This window comes from Myxococcus guangdongensis (assembly GCF_024198255.1).
Taxonomy (GTDB): Bacteria; Myxococcota; Myxococcia; order Myxococcales; family Myxococcaceae; genus Myxococcus; species Myxococcus guangdongensis.
On record NZ_JAJVKW010000003.1, the window covers coordinates 332,224 to 349,357 of the forward strand.

Sequence of the window (17,134 nt, forward strand, 5' to 3'; positions counted from 1 at the left end):
GGAGGGCGAGGGTGAGTAGCCAGAGAGGCCGACCAGGGTCCACGTGCTGGCATGGAGGCGCGACAGACTCATGCGGGTGTTGGCTGAGGCGTTGCTCAACCTAAATCTCTAAACTAGCGAATGGGAATCGACACGATGGTCGCAGTCAACGCCAAATCGATGTTGGCCACTTCAGACGCAGTAGCGGGAGAAACCACGATGTTGAATGTCGACCACCATCCGGGCTGAAGTTCTATGAAGACAGTCTCGGTCTTCGTTCGCCGAGATGCGGTCCATGTTTCGTACGCCTTCGCGTAGTCTTCGGACTCCGTGACTTCTGGAGCAGCGGTCGACCATGTCACGGTGATAGTGGGGTTTTTATATGTTATGCTTTGTGTGTTGGCGACTTGGAATGTCAAGCGCTGCCCGTTTGCGTACGGAGCGACCTTGTCGAGCCTGACGAGGAATGTGCCAGTCTTCGACTGGACAAGTTGATATCCAGCAGAGCCAGGAGTGAAGGATGCGGTTTTCGCACTCTCGGCGGCACTCGCTGCGAAACGCATCTCGGCCTGCATTTGCGTGTGGGCTGCCTCAAGCATATCGATGCGGCTTCGCAGCAGATCCAAATCTTTCTTCGCCTGTATCTCCTCTGGAGTGGGGCCTTTTTTAGCGGTATGCGATGCCCAGGCTGATTTGGCCCCCAGGAAGGCGAAGTAGCCAATCCCCAGAACCACAGCCAGCACGGTGATGCAGCCGATGGTGTCGGAGATTGGGGTAGATTTTCCAGTATGGGTGTTGTCCATGGGCGCACGCGATATCGGTCTCAAGCCTCCTGCACCCTGAACGGGCAGGTCAACAGTCAGGCCGGGCAGTGGACAAATGCCCTACCTTGACACGTTGCCCTTAGGCTTTGGATGCGAGTGTTTGTCAGCTCAGCCTGGTTGGGCTGCCTGTACCGCCGCGTGTGTCATGGAAGCCGAGCCCGCAGCATCAGCCAGTCCTGCAGTTCGGGGTGCCGTCGTGTGAGGTCTGGCTCGGCGATTCGAGACAGGATGTTGAGTGCGTTCTTGATGTCCCGAAGCAGGAGCAGCTTCTCTCGGGGGAGCGCCTGGAGGTCTGGCGAGGCCAGCAGGGTTTGTGCGTCTTGTGGGGACAAGGTGGCCACGCGCTGGAACCACTCCCTGACGATTTCAGGGTCCAGGATGGTGTCCCCTTGGCGCGAACCCAGGTCCTCGATGAGGCGTGCGCGCAGGTTCATGGCGGAGAGCCAGAACGAGTGCGCGGCGCGTGCCCGGGCACGGTGGGCGAGTGCTTCGTATGTCCGCAGTGCAATCCGAGCCCACGGGAGACTCCGCTCCTCGCCGGCCCGTGTCGCCATCGTGAAAGCGAAGACCTCCCAGTTGAAGGCCTCTTGGTCGACGGGCTCGCCAATCGTCACACCTTCGAGCCACGCCGCGACCTCCTGAGTCGGCTTGGCCAGAACGGCGTCGAAGAGGTCGCGAGGGTGACTCATGGCTCTCACCATCAAGGGAAGATGATTCCGGCCTCGGCGAAGGCCTGCTTTCCAAGCTCCAGGGCCCGGGCGCTCCGAGCCGAGGATGCACCATACAGAAAGTGCCCGCTGTGGGGCGTAATCTCGATGCCCATGCGAGTAGAGCCGTGCACCGCGATGTCTGCCTCCCCTGCGGCCAGGACAGGTCGGCCCTCACTGGCGACGGCATGTGAGATCTCAGTTCTTCGCCAGGTGTGTGGGACGATTCGCAGTGTTCCTTCCTGCGTGACCACCCACTTGATTCGTCCCTCGTTCACATAGCGGAGGAACTCGAGGCTCGTGACGCTCGTGGGGTGGACGCCAAGTCGCTGCGCAAGCTCCAACTCGGCGGCGAGGAGCTGGGGTTTCTGATTCTGCAGGAGGTCGGTCGAAGTGGACTCGCTTGCTCGGGGCCCGCCCCGACTCTCCGGGCCGCGCGCCACCATGGCGACGGCGTGAGGCGCCAGCCCGACCGTCATGACTCCCTCGGCAAGGGAGATGGACCGAACACCCCCAGCGAATGTGGCGGAAAGCTGGATACCCGCGTTCGTCTCCGCCGCGAGGGTTGCACGCGCGAAGCCAGGCAACATGGGCCCTTTCGACGCCATGTTCGCCGCGCCACCGCCCAAGGCCATCGTCAGCGCCATGATGATGACGCGAGCCCCGTTGCTTCCCATGACCTTGCCGAAGCGGTGTCCCGAGTCCTCGAGTTCCTCGAATGACATCGCCTGCTCCGACTCCATGGACAATCGTCGCCATCCATCCACGAGGTCGAAGAACGATTCCAGACCCAGGTACGCGACGAAGTAGGTGGTCAGTGCGAGCGCCACGAGCTTCGTGACAGGTTCGGGCATGACGACCAACAGCATGTAGGCCGCGAGTGCGGAAGTCAGCATCGCCTTGAGGGCCAGTGGATGTACGACCTCCTTCACGGAGTGCTGGACTCCCTCCCAGACACCGTCCCAGGCAAAGCTGAGTGCCAGGTCCCGACGGGCTTGTTTGTCCAAGAGGTTCAAACCTCCGCCGAGAAGCGTCAGGCACTCGTCGGGACTGCCCTGTTGGGAGCACCAGCTCTGATAGTCGCGGTGGGTTCGCTCAGAACCCGACGCACCGTTCTCCCAAGAGGCCCATCGGATGCGAGGGCGTTTCACTTCATCCGAGGCAACGGAGAAGCGCATCTCCAGAATCAACCCGAGTAGAGCCTTCTCGAAAGACTGTTCATCGATGGCGATGGGAGTGACGCTCCTCGGTGGAGCGTAGACAATGGGTTCGCCTTCTCCTGTATCCAGCCGTACCACCCTTGGCGTTGCGCACCCGATGACAAGGTGCCCCACGAGCAGCAGCGCTCCCCACCTTGGCGACATTCAGGCCTCCAGGTCCGAGTGCTCGTCTGCAGGAGCACTCGACTGGGCCTAGCACGCAGGTCCGACAGGTCCGCGCGTGTCTGTCGTAATGCACAACCTCAGTTGCCGCCGCGAGTCTCTGGCGTCCCACGGGCCCGGGTCTCCGGTCGCTGCGTGGTGGCGTGTGTGTCCGCATAGCCCGTCAGCTCCACGTAGCCGCGTCCCCGCACGGCCAGGCCCGCCCGGGTGCCATCCAAATCCACCGTGCCCTCCCAGTAGCGCACGCTCACCGGCAACTCCTGGTCCGCGAGCTTCGGCGTCACCGTCAGCTCCAGACCGAGCTTCGCCACCCGCAGTCTCCACCGCGACGGATACTCCCCACCGCGCGGGCTCTTCCACGTGCCCAGCACCGACAGCGCCACATCGTCCCGGGTCAGATGCACCGACGCGCTGTCCGCCGCACCCACCGGAGGCACCCACGTCCCCGAGCTGAACGGGTCCACCGAGCCGTCTTTCTTCCTCAACTGGTAGTACATCAGCTCGCTGCCGTCGGAGAGCTGCAGCGAGAACCAATCCCAGCCCACCTGGTCCGGACCCAGCGCGCTGGTGCTCCACTCGCGGTCCATCCAGCTCTCCCCCGTCACCGCGTACGTCTGCCCCTCCACCTTCACCGTGCCCCGCGAGGGCATCCGCGTCATCGAGTAGTAGTACGACGCGTTCCCCGGCTCCGCGCTCTTCTGGCTCAACCCCCGCTCACCCTCGAGCACCGGCGGCTTGCCCGGCTCCAACAACAACTCCAACGTCACGTCCTCACCCTGCGCGCGCAGCCGCACCGGCCACATCGACTCGCCCGCGCTCGTGGCCTCCCAGCTCTCCAACCACACCTTGAACGGCCGCGCGCTCGAACCCGCCAATCCCAGCGCGGCCCGGCTGTAGCGCTCCGCGACGTGGAACCGCCCCGCCGCCACGTCCGTCACCGTGAAGTGCCCCAGGTACACCTGCCGCGCTCCCCACGCGGAGTCACGCTGCGACTCCGTCGGCGACAACGCATTGCGGAACAGCGTGAACTGATACCCGAACGCCCGTCCGTCCGCTGTCTCCAGATTCCCCGTCCAGTACCACCACTCCGTGCGGAACTCCGGATGTGGACCGTGGTCCTCGGGGAAGTGGAACTCACGCGGCTCGAAGGCCCGCGCATAACCCTCCATCCCACCGTCGCTCCCGCCGAGCGCCGACGCCACCGTCAACGTCCCGCCCCGCGCCAGGGGCGGCAGCTCCGTCTCGCGCGTCACGAAGTACGCCGCCACCGCCAGCGCCACCAGAACCACCGCTGTCCCGATGACGAGCCCTCGGCCGTTGCTCATGGCGTCACTCCTCCCTCAACGCGAGCGCGGGATTGGCTCTCGCCATCCTCCACGCCGGGTACAGCCCCGCCAGCGCCGAGGCCACCAGCGCCAACAACATCGCCTGACCCAACGTCTCCGACGTCACCGCGAGCCGCAGCGTCCAACCAAAGGAACGCTGGTTGATGACGTGCACCAGGATGTACGCCAGCCCCACGCCCAGCGGCATGGAGAACAACCCCGCCAGCAACCCCAACAGCCCCGTCTGGAGCGACACCAGTCCCCACAGTTGTCCCGGCGTCAGCCCCATCGCGCGCAGCACCGCGAACTCGCGCGAGCGCTCCAGTTGCAGCGACATCAACGCACTGAGCACACCCACGAACGCAACGCCGATGGCCAACAGTCGCAGCACCTGCGTAATCGTGAACGTCCGGTCGAACACCTCCATCGACGCCTGTCGCAGCGAGCGATTGGGCCGCACCAACAGCGCCTGCTCATCCCCCGCGCGCGCTCGCACCACGTTCACCAGCGCGTCCACGTCCTGCCCTGGCGCCGCGTACAGCGCGACGCCGCTGACGCCCCGGTCGTCGAACCAGCGGTCATACGTGGCGCGAGGCATCAACATCGTCCCCACGTCGGAGCCGTAGTCGAAGTACACGCCGGCCACCTTGAAGTCATGCGGCCCACGGTCCGTGGAGAGCCGCACCGTGTCGCCCACCTTCACGCGCCGATGGAACGCGAAGGGCTCGGACACGACGAGCGAGTCCGTCGACGCATCCAGCTCGCGCCACACCGCGGCCTCGTCGCCACCCTCCTTGAATCGATAGGGCCGCGCCGGGGATTGGCTGAAGTCGACGGCGATCAGGTCCGTGGGAATCTCATCCGCACGCACCAGCGCCACGCGCAACGTGCTGCTGCCCGCGATGCCCGGTGTCGCGCGCAGCTTCTCGGCGAGCCCCGGCACCATCGTGGCGCCACCCCGCCTTGCCACCAGCGACGGCGGCGAGATGAACACATCCGCCTGGAGCGATGTCTCCAGCCACGACAGCACCGTGCCCCGGAAGCTGGACACCATCAGCCCCACGCCCACCGTCGTCGCCACCGCCACCATCAGCGCCGCCAGCGCCACCGCCGTGCGGCTCAAGCTGGTCCTCACGCCGCGCGCGGCCATGCGCCCGAGCAGTCCGAATGAAAGTCCCAGCGGTAGCGCCGCGTACAACGACAGCCGCTCCGTCACCCACGGCACCAACAGCGCCGCGCCAAGCAGCACGGCGAACAGGCCCACATACGCGGGGAACAGCGCCGGCGTGGACCAGCTCAAGAGCCCCACGCCCACCGCCAGCACCGCGATTCCAAGCAACGCGAGCCGAGGCGCACGAGTCCTCGACACATCCTCCAGCGTCGAGCGCCGCAGCGTCGTCGCCGGAGCCGAGCGCGCGGCCTCCCACGCCGGCACCAGCGCCGCGAGCACCGTCGCGCCGAGCCCCAACGCCATCCCCTTGGCCAGCGTGAAGGGCTCCAGCGCCAGCCCGCGCACGCTCACCACGAAGTAGAGGTCATTGATGGTCTGGGTGATGAGCCCCACCAACCCACGGCCCAACAGGATGCCGAGCAACAGCCCCGCCACGGTGCCCACGATGCCGAGCACCAGCGCCTCACCGAGCACCAACGCGAACAGCTCGTTCCGCGTGATTCCCACCGCGCGCAGCCGTCCCAGGAGCCCACGTCGCTGCACCACGGAGAACGTCATCGTGTTGTAGATGAGGAACATCCCCACCACGAGCGCCAGCAGCGACAGCGCGGTGAGGTTGGTGCGGAACGCCCGCGTCATCTGTTCCACGGTGTTCGCCCGCGCTGATGAGCGGACTACCTCCACGCCCTCGGGCAGCGTCGCGCGCAGCGCCTGCGCCTGTTCCTCCGTCAGCCGCAGGTCCACGCGCGTCAGCCGGCCCATGCGCCCCAGCACCTCCTGCGCCGTGGACACGTCCGTCAGCACCAGTGCCTCCAATGCTCGCGCGGTGTCCTCGTCGGCGGGGGCGAGCAGCGCGGCGATACGCAGCGAGACCTCACGTCCCTCCACGCGCACCGGCAGCCGCTCTCCGGCCCGGACACCCAATGCCCGCGCGGCGCGCTCGCTCAGGAGCACGGCGCCGGGCTCGGTGAGCAGCGCGCTCACGTCACCGACGGCTTCGCCTCCCGCATACGCGCGGAAGGGAGACTCCATGAACGGGTCCACGCCCAGCACCGTGAGCGTGCGCTTGTCACCTACGGCGGCCTGCACGTAGCCCTCGACGACAGGCGCCGCCACGGGCGCGTCGGGCCGCAGCCGCAGGTCCCGATACACGTCCTCCGAAAGACCCGACGTTCCGCCCACGAGCTGATGCGTGGCACGCCCGGCCACCGCGTCCGTGGAACGTTCGAAGGCGCGGAGCGCGCTGCCGCTCGCCAGGTCGATGGACACCACCACCGCCACGCCCAGCGCGATGCCCAGGAGCGACAGCGCCGTCAGCCACGGATGCCGTCCCAGGTGACGCAGGCTGGAGCGCACGAGCAGGTTCCTCACGGGCGCCTCCCAGTCCGGGCTTCACGCTCGCCGCGGCTTCCATCCTCGATGCCCGGACCGCTTGCCCACTCTCGGGCGCCCGTGCGTGCGACGCACCGTCTTTGGATGCGCCGATTCACGGGCGCTCCCTTCGCGGTGCCTCTCGCTCCATCCACCTCGATGCCCAGTCGCCCCGCCCACGCCGTGGCGCCCCTGTGTGCGACGCGCTGTTCCGAACCGCACCGGTTCACGGGCGCTCCCTTCGCGGCGCCTCGCGCTCCGCCAATCTCCCGCCCACCATCTCCAGCACCCGGTCCGCGCGAGCCACCAGTCCCGGCTCGTGTGTGACGACGAGCGCGCACGCCTGTCCCCGCCGCGTGAGCCCCTCCAGCAAATCCAGCACCTGCCGGCCCGTGGCCTCGTCCAGGTTCCCCGTGGGCTCATCCGCCAACAGCAACGGCGGCGCATGTGCCAGCGCCCGAGCCACCGCCACGCGCTGCTGCTCGCCTCCAGACAGCCGGTCCGGAAAGCTGCCCGCGCGATTCCCCAGCCCCACCTGCTCCAACAGCTCGCGCGCCCGCGCCCCCGCCTTCGCCGCGTCGCTCCCGTTGAGCTCCACCGGCAGCCGCACGTTCTCCTCCACCGTCAACGTGGGCAGCAGGTTGAAGGCCTGGAAGATGAACCCCACGCGCTCACGGCGCAGCAACGTCCGCTCGCGCTCGCTCAGCGCGCCCAGGTTCCTGCCGTCGACGTGCACCTCGCCGCGCGTGGGCAGGTCGATGCCGCTGATGAGGTTGAGCAGCGTGGACTTGCCCGAGCCACTGCGGCCCAGCAGCACCACGAACTCACCGCGCCAGAGCGACAGGCTCACCCCGGAGAGCACCTCGCGCGCGGTGTCGCCTTCGACATAGGACTTGGTGACGTCTCTCAGCTCGACGACCGGCGGAGTGTCGGACATGGGTGGGCCCTTGATACACGGGCGCCCGGCTTTTCGCCGCGCCCCACGCCCGCGTCATGCGCCCGCGGGTTGTGGCTCCCATTCCCCGAAGTCACGCCACTGCCCCAGGAAGTCCGCCACCTCCCTCGCGAACAGCCGCCCGTCCGTGTCCCGCGGAATCACATGGAAGCCGCGCCGCAGCGACACCACGCGCACACACGGCGACGCGGTGAGCCGCCGCGCCAGCCACCGTCCCCCCTCCGGGTCCACCACGTGGTCCTGCTCGGACACCGCCACCAACACCGGACAGCGCACCTGGTCCACCCGCCGCGCCGCCTCGTCCTGCAGCGTCACCAAGTCCCTCAGCCGCGCCACCGGGAACGCCGACAGCACGGGCGCCTCGGCCAGCGCCGCCGGGTCCGAGATGTCCGTGCCCGTCTTCTCCACCCACGGCCGCGCCCACTCCAGCAGCGGCGTGCGCGACAACTGTCGGATGAGCATCATCCGCGGCCCCCGGAAGCGAATCGCCGGCGCCGCGAGCGCCAACGCCCGCACCGCCTCCGGCCGCTCCGCCGCCAGCCCCAGCGCCAACAACGCCCCCATGGACAGCCCCGCCACGGAGACGCTGGAGTGCCCCCGCAAATCGTCCAGCGCCTCCAGCGCCGCCTCCCGCCAGTCCCGCCAGGTGACGCTCAAGAGCGCCTGGGGCGTCGTGCCATGCCCCGGCAGGAGGGGGGCCACCACCCGCATGCCGCGGGCCGCCAGCGCCTCGCCCAGGGGCCTCACATCCCAGGGACTGCCGGTGAAGCCGTGCAGCAAGAGACACGCCTCCGGGCCTTGCCCCAGGTCGAAGGGCCCCGTCTTCGCCGCATCCATGGGGAGCGAGGTGTCCATCATGAAGACACGCTGGTCACGCGAGGGCCCAGGCGCTATGCCACATGCCTCATGGCGGACACTCCGAAGCCCCCGGACATGCAGTTGCAGATTCAAATCGACGAGGACGTCGCCAATGGTCAGTACGCCAACATGGCCCTCGTGAACCACACGGACACGGAATTCACCCTGGACTTCATCTACGTCCAGCCGCAGCAGCTGCGGGCCAAGGTGCGCTCGCGCATCATCACCAGCCCCAAGCACATGAAGCGACTGATGCTGGCCATGCAGGACAACCTCAACCGCTACGAGGCGAAGTACGGCCCCATCGTCCTGCGCGAGGACGACGGGGGCATGCACTGACGCACGTGGCGCCCCGGCGCGCTCACTCCTCCGTGGGCTCGCTGGGGTCCTTGCCCAGCGCCAGGTAGTGCTGGGCCCGCGTCTGCAGGAACGCGGCGAAGCGCGGCTCCACCCGCTCGAGCACCTCCCACTCGAAGTCCGGCGCCCTGCGCACGATGGGTCTCGTCGGCGACAGCGGCTCGCCCAGGACGTACGAGCCCGTGGGCGCCTGGGCCAGCTTGGAGTCGCGGTCCCCCGCGCCGAAGCTCGGGTGCGCCATGGCCCGGCCGTTGGTCGTGTAGGTCATGCGGTAGGCGCGCACCACCGCGCGCCCGTCCGACGTGGGGTGGACCTGGACGAACACCTTCGACCAGCTGGCCCCGCTGTCCAGGTTTCCCTCGATGCGCCAGGTGGTGTGGACGTAGAGCGGGTCCACGCTCGGCAACAGCTCGTAGTGCTGCTCCGCCAACAGCTGGCGTGTCGCGTCCAGCAACGCGTCCGGAGGCAGCTTGTAGATGGCGTTCGCGCTGGTGGTCTCCAGCAGCTGCCGCCGAGGGTCCCGGGTGACGGCGCAGCCACTGGCCCCCAGCAGGAGCCAGGCCGTCACCCACGTCGAGAGGCGTGAGCGCATGAGGATGTCCGGAAGTGGCCCCGTACGTGGAGTGACGTGAAGCACGTCCCTGCGCCCGGGGCGATGGCGTGGGATTCACGAGTGGGAACGCGCCAGGCGTCGTCCCCATATCGCCTGGGCCCGGGAACGGATTTGGCATCCACCCCGCGGGGGCGCAGACTCGGCCGCACCGTGCTCCGATTCCTCGTGCCGTTGTTCGTGCTGCTCCTCGTCCGTGACGCCTCCGCCCAGTGCCTGGGGGACGGCGTGCAGGTCTTCCCCACGCCGGGCGCCATCGTCCCCATCAACAGCCGCTTCCTCCTGGAGGGCGTGGGCACGGCCCGTGAGCCCGTGGTGGCGCTGGTGGGCAAGAAGCTGCGGCTGGTGGCGGATGGCCACGAGGCGGAGGTGAAGGCGCAGCGCGGCTGGGAGAGCAGCCTGGGCCGGGCCACCATCATCCTCAAGGTGGTGGGCAAGCTGGAGCCGGACAAGCGCTACACGCTGCGCATCGACGAGGCGCTGCCCAACGTGGCGCTGCTCAACGGCCGCGGCGGCGCGGTGCTGCCCGAGTGGCACACCGGCAAGGGCGCCGACACCCAGCCGCCTCGCTGGCTCAAGCGCCCCGCCGTCTCCGAGGGCTTCCTGCGCCGCACCGCCCAGGGCACCGCCCGCTTCGTGCGCCTCAACCTGTCCCTGCGCGAGGAGAGCCCCGCCTACCTGGTGGTCAAGCTGGAGCCCCGGCGCCCGGGCCCCAGCGTGCAGCAGTACGTGGTGCCGGTGACGAACAACGCGGCCTTCATCGGCCACGAGGCGTGCAGCGGGACGTTCGCCATGGAGGACGGCCGCAGCTACCGCGCCCGCATCGAGGCGTTCGATGCCGCCGGCCACAACGCGCCCCCTGTTCCTCCTGTGGACTTCGAGGCGCCGGCCGACTAGTCCGCGTCAGAGCGCATCGCCGGGAGCCGAGCATGACGAAGGTGGACGTGGAGAGCCTCAAGGAGCGGATGACCGCCTTCACCCAGTCCCTGCAGGATGAAATCTGTCAGGCGCTGGAGACGCTGGATGGCTCGGCCCGCTTCCGCGAGGACCCGTGGCAGCGGCCCGGCGGCGGCGGCGGACGCACCCGCGTGCTGGAGGACGGCGCCGTGCTGGAGAAGGCGGGCGTCAACACGTCGGTCGTCTTCGGTGAGCTGGAGGACCAGTTCGCCAAGAAGCTCCAGGGCGAGGGGCGCACCTTCTGGGCGGGTGGTATCTCCCTGGTGCTCCACCCGCGCAATCCGCACGTGCCCACCGTGCACGCCAACTACCGCTTCATCCACCAGGGCGGCAAGGCGTGGTTCGGCGGCGGCGCGGACCTGACGCCGTACTACCTCTACGAAGAGGACGCGGCGCACTTCCACCGCGTGCACAAGGCCGCGTGCGACAAGCACGACCCCGCCTACTACCCGCGCTTCAAGGCGGCGTGCGACCAGTACTTCTTCCTGCGCCACCGCGACGAGACGCGCGGCGTGGGCGGCGTCTTCTTCGAGAACATGGGGGGCGAGCTGGAGCGCGAGTTCGACTTCGTGCGCGACTGCGGCCGGGCCTTCGTGGACGCGTACCTGCCCATCGCGCACAAGCGCAAGGACACGCCCTACACCCCCGAGCAGCGCGTCTGGCAGGAGGTGCGGCGCGGCCGGTACGTGGAGTTCAACCTCGTCTACGACAGGGGCACCGTCTTCGGCCTGGAGACGCGCGGGCGCACCGAGTCCATCCTCATGTCGCTGCCGCCCCAGACGCGCTGGCGCTACGACTTCCAACCGGAGCCCGGCACCTGGGAGGCCCGGCTGGTGGACGCGCTGCGCGGCCCGCGGGACTGGGCCGCGTGGACGAAGGAGGGCTGAGGCGCCATGCCGACGACCCCCGCACCGAGCGGCATGGGCCGCAAGTGGCCCTTCGCCATCGTCGGGCTCGTGCTCGCGACCGGGGCCGCCTTCGTGTTCGCGTACCGGCTCTCGCCGCATCCCCCCGAGCCGCTGACGGACCGCGAGGCGCGCCTCAACGTGCTGGCCTTGTGTGACGCGGTGCAGGCCTACCGCGACGAGCACGGCAACTACCAGCTCGCCGGGCCCACGCCCCGGGAGGTGCCCCGGGGCGGCCGCGCGGTGCCCTTCCCGGCGGATGAAGCGTTCCACCGGCTGGGCTTCGAGCCGCAGGACGGCGTGCGCTTCCAGTACGAGGTGGTGCTGCAGGAGAGCCCCGTGGGCGAGCCCGAGGTGTCGTGCCTGGCGCGCGGCGACTTCGACGCGGACGGACTCAACTCCGTCTACCGCGTGCGCCTGGACGCCAACGGCATGACGACGCCCATCGAAGTCGAGCGCGAGGGCGAGTAACCCCAGGCGCAACCGGCCCCGCGCCTGGCGCGAGAATCCGGGAGATGGGCCACGTCGGAGACATCCGGGCGCCTCGCGAGGGTCCCCGCTCGGGCAGGGGTGACGGGCCTCGGGGCGGGCGCCCGGGTTCTGGGACGCCGCCCGCGGGCCTGCCCGTCTTCCTGGCGGACGGCCCACCGCGCGCGTCCGTGGCGGACACTTCGTTCATCTCCCGAAACGGTTCCCCGGAGCGACCCGCGTTAGGCTCCGGGAGTCTCGAGCCACCGCCGCCCCACTCGACGGCCGATGAGGAACCACCCATGGCCTCTTCCTCGCGCATCCCCTCGGCCTTCGCCCGGCTGGCCCAGCACATCCTCAAGTCGCCAGCGGGCGCCATCCCCCGCGTGGGCCTGAAGTCCCCGGAGGTCGGCCGCTTCCCTGTTGGCAACAGGGATGGCTTCAAGAGCCAGGCGCCTGCCACGGGCCACCCGACGCTGGGCGGCCAGGAGCGCGCCCCGCCGCGCAGGGTGGCGGAGTTGGTGCCTCCCGGGCTGGAGAAGCTGGTGGGGCAGGACGAGTTGGGCGTGCGCTTCGGCTCGGACGCGGCGCTGTTGATGGCGCACCTGCAGCCCTCGGGCATGTCCGGCTCCGAGCGCGCCACCCGGCTGTGGGCCTTCTTCGCCGCATACGCCGAGACGGCCGCGGCCCAGCCTCCCCACCAGGACGGGAAGGAGGCCTTCCGCGAGTCGCTCGAGGGCCACGGCTTCGCGGAGCTGCGCGACGCGCACACGGGGAAGGACGGCGTGACGCAGGGGCTGTGGGTGCTGGAGGCCCGCACGCCCGACGAAGCCCGCGAGCGCGTGGCCAGCGTCCGGCTGGAGCCGCCGCCGGAGGTCCGCCACTCGGAGGCCGCGGTGCGCGCCGAGAGCGCCGTCGACCCGGGGCTCGCGGCCCAGGCCCGGGGCCCGGATTCGCTGCGGGGGGCGCCCGCGCCCGTGGCCATGCGGCCGGCGGAGTCCCAGGACCGGGACGGGAGCGAGGCGGACGACGAGGCCCGCCCGCGCCGCACGTCCAACAAGAAGCTGGGCGCGATGATGCTGTGGAACGTCCTGCACCGCTTCCGCTCGGACCCCGAGGACGGCTCGGTGGCGCAGGGGCAGTGGGACCGGGTGGCCTTCGGGGCGGTGCTGGCCCTGGTCGGAATCGCACTCGTCGTGTTGGCGCTCGTCAGCCTCTAGGGCGGGCGGGCAGGACTCGCACGGGCCGCGTGCGAAAAGTCTCGGCACCCGCCGGCTTGTGGTACGTTGCCGCACCCATTGGCAACCGACGACCTCACACTCGTCAAGCGCGTCCGGAGCGGCGACCAACGCGCCTTCAAGCTCCTCGTCGAGCGTTACCAGCGCAAGGTGTACGCAGTCGCGCTCGGTATGCTCAAGGACAAGGAGGAAGCGATGGACGTCTCCCAGGAGGCGTTCGTCAAGGTCTACAAGTACCTGGACCACTTCAAGGGAGACTCGTCCTTCTACACCTGGCTCTACCGCATCACCGTGAACATCTGCATCGACGTGCTGAGGAAGCGCGGCGGTGGAGGCGAGGCGGTGGAGTTCGACGAGAACCAGGCCATGGACCTGTCCGAGGCGCGCATCGGCGCCCTGGGCAGCCGCCTGGGCACCAACCCCCAGAAGAGCGCCCTGCGGCGTGAGCTGGCGGAGAAGATTCAGGAAGCCCTGAGCACGGTGCCGGAGAAGCACCGCGCCATCCTGCTGCTCCGGGAGATCGAAGGCATGTCCTACGAGGACCTGGCCCGCACGCTCGATATCCCGAAGGGCACGGTGATGAGCCGCCTGTTCCATGCCCGGGCCAAGGTCCAGAAAATCCTGAGTGAATACCTGGAGTTGGACGAATCGAAGAGCGGCGTGGGGAACGAATGAAGGGCCCTCGAATATCTGAGGGGACCCGGCGTCACAGCCACAGCATTCGCAGCTTCCACCACCGAGCAGGGTGAAGGTTATGGCCGGAAATCCCGCATGTGAGCGTTTCGTCCCCATGCTCTCTCCGTATGTCGACGGAGAGCTGACGCCCGCGGAGCGGGTGAACGTGGAGCGGCATCTCACCGCCTGCCGAGACTGCACGGGGCGCGCGGCGGACCTGCGCGCCGAGTCGGGCCTGCTCCGGGTCGGCCTGGACATGGCGGTGGACGACGTCGACTTCAAGGACTTCGCCCAGAAGGTCATGGCGCGGGTGACGCCGGAGAAGCCGCCCCTGTTCGAGCGGCTCAAGCTGGCCCTGTCGGAGATGTTCCTCTACCAGCGCACGGCCATGGTCTCCTCGCTGGCCACCGCGGCGGTGCTGGTGGCGGTGGGCCTGCCGCTGCTCCTGAGCGACAGGGCCCCGGTGGGCTACGGCGCCGAGCGCATGACGGTGAAGTCCATCCAGCCCTACCAGGACGCGCGCGTGGCGCCCGTGGTGATGGAGACGGACAATGGTGGCACCATCATCTGGCTGGTCGACGAGGAGACGCAGGACGGCCCGTCCCAGGACGATGAGGAGCAGGGTGAGGACATTGGGGGCGGCCTTCGCAACGGCAAGGGAGTAAAACCCCTCGGCAAGCCGAAGTCGGAAGTGGAGCGGCCCTCGGGAGGTCCCCTGTGATGAGACACATGTCGTCCGGCCGCGTGTTGCTGGCCGTGCTGGGCCTGGGCGTGCTCATGCCGCTGGTGAGCCAGGCCCAGGAGGAGCAGAAGGTCAGCATCCAGGTGGAGGTGGTGCTCGCCTCCAAGAAGGGCTCGGAGGTGGACCCTCCGGAGCTGGCGAAGATGAAGGAGCAGTTCCAGAAGCAGAACTTCAACTTCACCTCCTTCAAGCGGCTGTCCAACGACAAGCTGGACGTCACCGCGAAGCAGTCCACCGAGGTGAAGCTGCCCAACGGCAGCAACGCGTCGCTGCAGCTGGTGGGCATGAAGGACGGCACCGCCACCGTGCGCGTGGCCATCCCCCGCCAGCCCACGCTGGACGTGGAGCTGGGCCGTCAGGGTGCCGTCTACCAGAAGGCCGGCAAGCACGTGGGCGGAGAGCTCATCCTGGTGCTCTCCCCGCCCTCGAAGTAACCCGGGCCGGCGTGTCAGGCCGGGCCGGCCGGGTCTTCGTCGGACTTCAGGCCGCCCGGTCCACCGCGAGCGCCACGTCGCTGAAGTCCGCCTCGTCCACCTCGAAGGGCTCCTCGACGCGCGGGGGCACCGGGGCCACCGTCGCCTGACGGGGCTCGGCCTGGTCGGCGCGCTCGTGCTCCAGGTGGATGCGCAGCCCGTCGAACATGGTGTCGAACGCGCGGTAGACGCGCTCCACCATGGCCAGGGCGTCGCGGCGCACCTCGGGCCCCAGCTCCATGGCCTCCAGCTCCGCCGCCAGCTCCTGCTCGAACATGGCGTGCTGCGCCTCGGCCTGCATGTGGTGGTCGGAGAAGTACTTGAGCCGGTCGTCCGCGCCCTGCGCCGCGCTGACGATGGCGGTGCGGCTGAAGAACACGTGGCTGGTGGACTCCAGCGCCCACAACAGGACGATGCGCAGCCGGTCGTCCACCGGCCGGTACACCTCGCTGATGATGGCGTAGGCGGCGTCGCGCGTCTTCGCGTGCGCCTTGCCGTAGAGCGCGCCGATGCTCAGCGAGCCCCCGGTGAGCTGGGCGATGTCGTCCTCGAACCACTGGTCATGACCGCCCTCCTCCGCGTGGTGGCGCGTGGCGAGCATCTTGAGGTGCGCGTCCTGGATGAAGTGCGCGTTGAGGCGCAGCACGTCCTGGAACGTCATCACCCAGAAGGTCAGGCGCGGCGCGAACGCCATCACCTGCTCAATCGGGCGGTCCTGTCTCAGGTCCGAGAAGAAGGGGTGTGAGGCGAACCGCTCCTCGCACACCGCGATGTGTTGGAGCACGGCCTTCATGGATGTCCCTCCCAGATGCGGATGCTTGGACTCCGCTCGGCCCTGGCGGAGTGTCTTGTCAAAGCGCCCAGGCCCACTCAGGGGAGATGTGTGGGCTTGGAGGCCAGCGGGTGCGCTACCAACTGATGTTGTACGTACAGGCCCCATCTCCCCGGCGACGGCAACTCTTGGGGTCATGTTCAATACGCACCCAAAGCGAATCCTTGGGGCGGAATCTGTCGGTGATGGCCTCCAGGAGGCCGTAGTCCAGGTCGCACGGATAGGGATTGTCGCAGCGCATCCTCGCGTTGCGCTTGTCCACGGGCTCGTAGTGGTAGCCGCCGATGTTGCCCTTGCCGCGGTGGTTCATGCCGTAGGCCATGTTCACCGCGCGCAGCCCCTTCTCCAGGGTGTCGATGTCCGGCGGGAAGTGCGCGCTGTCTGGAATCTTCCGGCCAATCGTTCGCACCGTGCTGGGGCCAATCTTCTCGAACACCAGGCTGAAGGACTTCAGCAGGGCGGACATCGGGTACCAGGTCTTCGCCTCCAGCGGGGTGATGCCGTTCTCCGCGAGGATGCGCAGCGCCCGCGCCTGCGCCAGCTCCATCCCGTTGACGATGGCGAGGATGGACTGACCGATGACCTCGATGCCCTGGTACGACGCGAAGGCCGGAGGGGTGGGATGGACGGAAGGGGTCTTCAATTCCATACGTGGATGACCTCGCGATTCGGTGCCACGCATTGAACCGGTTTTCGCAGGTATTTTCAAATTGACTGATATGTTCAAACTTTTCCGTTGCGGTGGATGTTTTTGATTGGGGCGGGCCTGACCCATGTCTCAGTGTCTCGTGTCTGATTCCAGACACTCACGTGGGACCTGGGAAGTGGGGATGTGTGGGCCCATGCGGGGCTGGGGACATTCAGTGCGGAGATCGCCGCACGGACTGAAAAAATGGCAGTCCTTCCAGCCCTCCAGGAGGGGGCGAATGGTGCAAACCCGCGAGAGGACAGGGGGAGGCGGGTCGGCACGTGGGTTGCTCAAGGGCAGGGGGCAGTCGGGCGGCGGCGGTGGCGGGGCGGTACGCGGTAACCCTTACCTTGGAGAAGAACCATGGCGAAGACTCAGCGGCGTGGAGCGGTCATCCGGAAGGCTCGGCAGGTCAAGGCGACGACGGCCCGTGCGGTGTCGGGGGCGGGCAAGAGCGCTCGCAAGGTGCAGGTGACGCTGGGAGACCTCATCGCCGCGGCGTTCGACACGGTGGGCGGCGAGGTGAAGAAGGTGAAGCAGGTGATGTCCTCGCAGGACATGGTGCTGGCCACCGGCAAGCACATCGTCTTCGTGGGCTGAGTCCGAGGCCTTGGCGG

At 68.4% G+C, this 17,134-nt stretch carries 19 protein-coding genes; 9 read left to right on the top strand and 10 right to left on the bottom strand.

The features are described 5' to 3' along the window. Nucleotides 1–113 precede the first annotated feature (113 nt). The 7 genes from LXT21_RS10785 to LXT21_RS10815 all read right to left on the bottom strand — a co-directional run bounded on the left by LXT21_RS10785 (nt 114) and on the right by LXT21_RS10815 (nt 8,551). Nucleotides 114–782 (bottom strand): DUF3251 domain-containing protein, encoded by a 669-nt coding sequence (locus LXT21_RS10785; RefSeq protein WP_254038029.1) that lies wholly within the window; start codon nt 780–782, stop codon nt 114–116. A 164-nt stretch (nt 783–946) separates the two neighbouring features. Next, on the bottom strand, nt 947–1,492 hold the full coding sequence (locus LXT21_RS10790; RefSeq protein ID WP_254038030.1) for a hypothetical protein: 546 nt from the start codon (nt 1,490–1,492) through the stop codon (nt 947–949). A gap of 11 nt (nt 1,493–1,503) precedes the next feature. Further along, a complete protein-coding gene (sitA5, locus tag LXT21_RS10795; protein ID WP_254038031.1) occupies nt 1,504–2,874 on the bottom strand; it encodes a SitA5 family polymorphic toxin in 1,371 nt (456 codons plus the stop codon). Nucleotides 2,875–2,972: 98 nt separating this feature from the next. Further along, nucleotides 2,973–4,217, bottom strand: a complete 1,245-nt coding sequence (locus LXT21_RS10800; RefSeq protein ID WP_254038032.1) for a lipocalin-like domain-containing protein — start codon at nt 4,215–4,217, stop codon at nt 2,973–2,975. A gap of 4 nt (nt 4,218–4,221) precedes the next feature. Beyond that, the gene (locus LXT21_RS10805; RefSeq protein ID WP_254038033.1) at nt 4,222–6,759 is read right to left on the bottom strand and encodes an FtsX-like permease family protein; all 2,538 of its coding nucleotides are present in this window, start codon (nt 6,757–6,759) and stop codon (nt 4,222–4,224) included. 226 nt (nt 6,760–6,985) lie between these two features. Beyond that, entirely contained in the window at nt 6,986–7,696 is a 711-nt protein-coding gene (locus LXT21_RS10810) for an ABC transporter ATP-binding protein (RefSeq protein ID WP_254038034.1), read from the bottom strand. Nucleotides 7,697–7,750: 54 nt separating this feature from the next. Beyond that, the gene (locus LXT21_RS10815; protein WP_254038532.1) at nt 7,751–8,551 is read right to left on the bottom strand and encodes an alpha/beta hydrolase; all 801 of its coding nucleotides are present in this window, start codon (nt 8,549–8,551) and stop codon (nt 7,751–7,753) included. A 69-nt stretch (nt 8,552–8,620) separates the two neighbouring features. Here LXT21_RS10815 and LXT21_RS10820 point away from each other — a divergent pair, with 69 nt between their 5' ends. Beyond that, the gene (locus LXT21_RS10820; protein WP_046716576.1) at nt 8,621–8,911 is read left to right on the top strand and encodes a DUF3467 domain-containing protein; all 291 of its coding nucleotides are present in this window, start codon (nt 8,621–8,623) and stop codon (nt 8,909–8,911) included. 22 nt (nt 8,912–8,933) lie between these two features. On the opposite strand, the gene LXT21_RS10825 is transcribed toward LXT21_RS10820, so the two are convergent. Further along, complete coding sequence (locus LXT21_RS10825; RefSeq protein ID WP_254038035.1) at nt 8,934–9,521, bottom strand: hypothetical protein; 588 nt, start codon at nt 9,519–9,521, stop codon at nt 8,934–8,936. Nucleotides 9,522–9,692: 171 nt separating this feature from the next. Between LXT21_RS10825 and LXT21_RS10830 the strand changes: the two genes are divergently transcribed. The 7 genes from LXT21_RS10830 to LXT21_RS10860 all read left to right on the top strand — a co-directional run bounded on the left by LXT21_RS10830 (nt 9,693) and on the right by LXT21_RS10860 (nt 14,958). Next, nucleotides 9,693–10,436, top strand: a complete 744-nt coding sequence (locus LXT21_RS10830) for a hypothetical protein (RefSeq protein ID WP_254038036.1) — start codon at nt 9,693–9,695, stop codon at nt 10,434–10,436. Between the two features lie 32 nt (nt 10,437–10,468). Continuing rightward, on the top strand, nt 10,469–11,383 hold the full coding sequence (gene hemF, locus LXT21_RS10835; RefSeq protein ID WP_254038037.1) for an oxygen-dependent coproporphyrinogen oxidase: 915 nt from the start codon (nt 10,469–10,471) through the stop codon (nt 11,381–11,383). 6 nt (nt 11,384–11,389) lie between these two features. After that, nucleotides 11,390–11,872, top strand: coding sequence for a hypothetical protein (locus LXT21_RS10840; RefSeq protein ID WP_254038038.1), 483 nt, complete (start codon nt 11,390–11,392; stop codon nt 11,870–11,872). Nucleotides 11,873–12,171: 299 nt separating this feature from the next. Beyond that, complete coding sequence (locus LXT21_RS10845; protein ID WP_254038039.1) at nt 12,172–13,089, top strand: Immediate early protein ICP0; 918 nt, start codon at nt 12,172–12,174, stop codon at nt 13,087–13,089. A gap of 78 nt (nt 13,090–13,167) precedes the next feature. Continuing rightward, the gene (locus LXT21_RS10850) at nt 13,168–13,782 is read left to right on the top strand and encodes an RNA polymerase sigma factor (RefSeq protein ID WP_254038040.1); all 615 of its coding nucleotides are present in this window, start codon (nt 13,168–13,170) and stop codon (nt 13,780–13,782) included. Nucleotides 13,783–13,861: 79 nt separating this feature from the next. Continuing rightward, nucleotides 13,862–14,503, top strand: coding sequence for an anti-sigma factor family protein (locus tag LXT21_RS10855; RefSeq protein ID WP_254038041.1), 642 nt, complete (start codon nt 13,862–13,864; stop codon nt 14,501–14,503). Beyond that, the gene (locus tag LXT21_RS10860; RefSeq protein WP_407666978.1) at nt 14,500–14,958 is read left to right on the top strand and encodes a hypothetical protein; all 459 of its coding nucleotides are present in this window, start codon (nt 14,500–14,502) and stop codon (nt 14,956–14,958) included. Before LXT21_RS10855 ends, LXT21_RS10860 begins: the two co-directional genes overlap by 4 nt. Nucleotides 14,959–15,004: 46 nt before the next feature. Here the strand turns inward: LXT21_RS10860 and LXT21_RS10865 are convergent, their stop codons facing one another. Both LXT21_RS10865 and LXT21_RS10870 read right to left on the bottom strand, forming a co-directional pair. Next, complete coding sequence (locus tag LXT21_RS10865) at nt 15,005–15,790, bottom strand: hypothetical protein (RefSeq protein ID WP_254038043.1); 786 nt, start codon at nt 15,788–15,790, stop codon at nt 15,005–15,007. A 115-nt stretch (nt 15,791–15,905) separates the two neighbouring features. Beyond that, nucleotides 15,906–16,478 (bottom strand): hypothetical protein, encoded by a 573-nt coding sequence (locus LXT21_RS10870; protein ID WP_254038044.1) that lies wholly within the window; start codon nt 16,476–16,478, stop codon nt 15,906–15,908. Nucleotides 16,479–16,880: 402 nt separating this feature from the next. On the opposite strand from LXT21_RS10870, the gene LXT21_RS10875 reads away from it, so the two are divergent. Further along, a complete protein-coding gene (locus tag LXT21_RS10875; RefSeq protein ID WP_046716565.1) occupies nt 16,881–17,117 on the top strand; it encodes a hypothetical protein in 237 nt (78 codons plus the stop codon). The last annotated feature ends 17 nt before the right edge of the window (nt 17,118–17,134 follow it).

Excerpts from the sequence above, each read along its gene's own strand:
- LXT21_RS10840 (WP_254038038.1), top strand. The coding sequence starts at position 11,390 with ATGCCGACGACCCCCGCACCGAGCGGCATGGGCCGCAAGTGGCCCTTC.
- LXT21_RS10825 (WP_254038035.1), bottom strand. The coding sequence starts at position 9,521 with ATGCGCTCACGCCTCTCGACGTGGGTGACGGCCTGGCTCCTGCTGGGG.
- LXT21_RS10865 (WP_254038043.1), bottom strand. The coding sequence starts at position 15,790 with ATGAAGGCCGTGCTCCAACACATCGCGGTGTGCGAGGAGCGGTTCGCC.
- hemF (WP_254038037.1), top strand. The coding sequence starts at position 10,469 with ATGACGAAGGTGGACGTGGAGAGCCTCAAGGAGCGGATGACCGCCTTC.
- LXT21_RS10875 (WP_046716565.1), top strand. The coding sequence starts at position 16,881 with ATGGCGAAGACTCAGCGGCGTGGAGCGGTCATCCGGAAGGCTCGGCAG.
- LXT21_RS10810 (WP_254038034.1), bottom strand. The coding sequence starts at position 7,696 with ATGTCCGACACTCCGCCGGTCGTCGAGCTGAGAGACGTCACCAAGTCC.
- LXT21_RS10790 (WP_254038030.1), bottom strand. The coding sequence starts at position 1,492 with ATGAGTCACCCTCGCGACCTCTTCGACGCCGTTCTGGCCAAGCCGACT.
- LXT21_RS10820 (WP_046716576.1), top strand. The coding sequence starts at position 8,621 with ATGGCGGACACTCCGAAGCCCCCGGACATGCAGTTGCAGATTCAAATC.
- LXT21_RS10785 (WP_254038029.1), bottom strand. The coding sequence starts at position 782 with ATGGACAACACCCATACTGGAAAATCTACCCCAATCTCCGACACCATC.
- sitA5 (WP_254038031.1), bottom strand. The coding sequence starts at position 2,874 with ATGTCGCCAAGGTGGGGAGCGCTGCTGCTCGTGGGGCACCTTGTCATC.
- LXT21_RS10870 (WP_254038044.1), bottom strand. The coding sequence starts at position 16,478 with ATGGAATTGAAGACCCCTTCCGTCCATCCCACCCCTCCGGCCTTCGCG.
- LXT21_RS10800 (WP_254038032.1), bottom strand. The coding sequence starts at position 4,217 with ATGAGCAACGGCCGAGGGCTCGTCATCGGGACAGCGGTGGTTCTGGTG.
- LXT21_RS10845 (WP_254038039.1), top strand. The coding sequence starts at position 12,172 with ATGGCCTCTTCCTCGCGCATCCCCTCGGCCTTCGCCCGGCTGGCCCAG.
- LXT21_RS10855 (WP_254038041.1), top strand. The coding sequence starts at position 13,862 with ATGGCCGGAAATCCCGCATGTGAGCGTTTCGTCCCCATGCTCTCTCCG.
- LXT21_RS10815 (WP_254038532.1), bottom strand. The coding sequence starts at position 8,551 with ATGGATGCGGCGAAGACGGGGCCCTTCGACCTGGGGCAAGGCCCGGAG.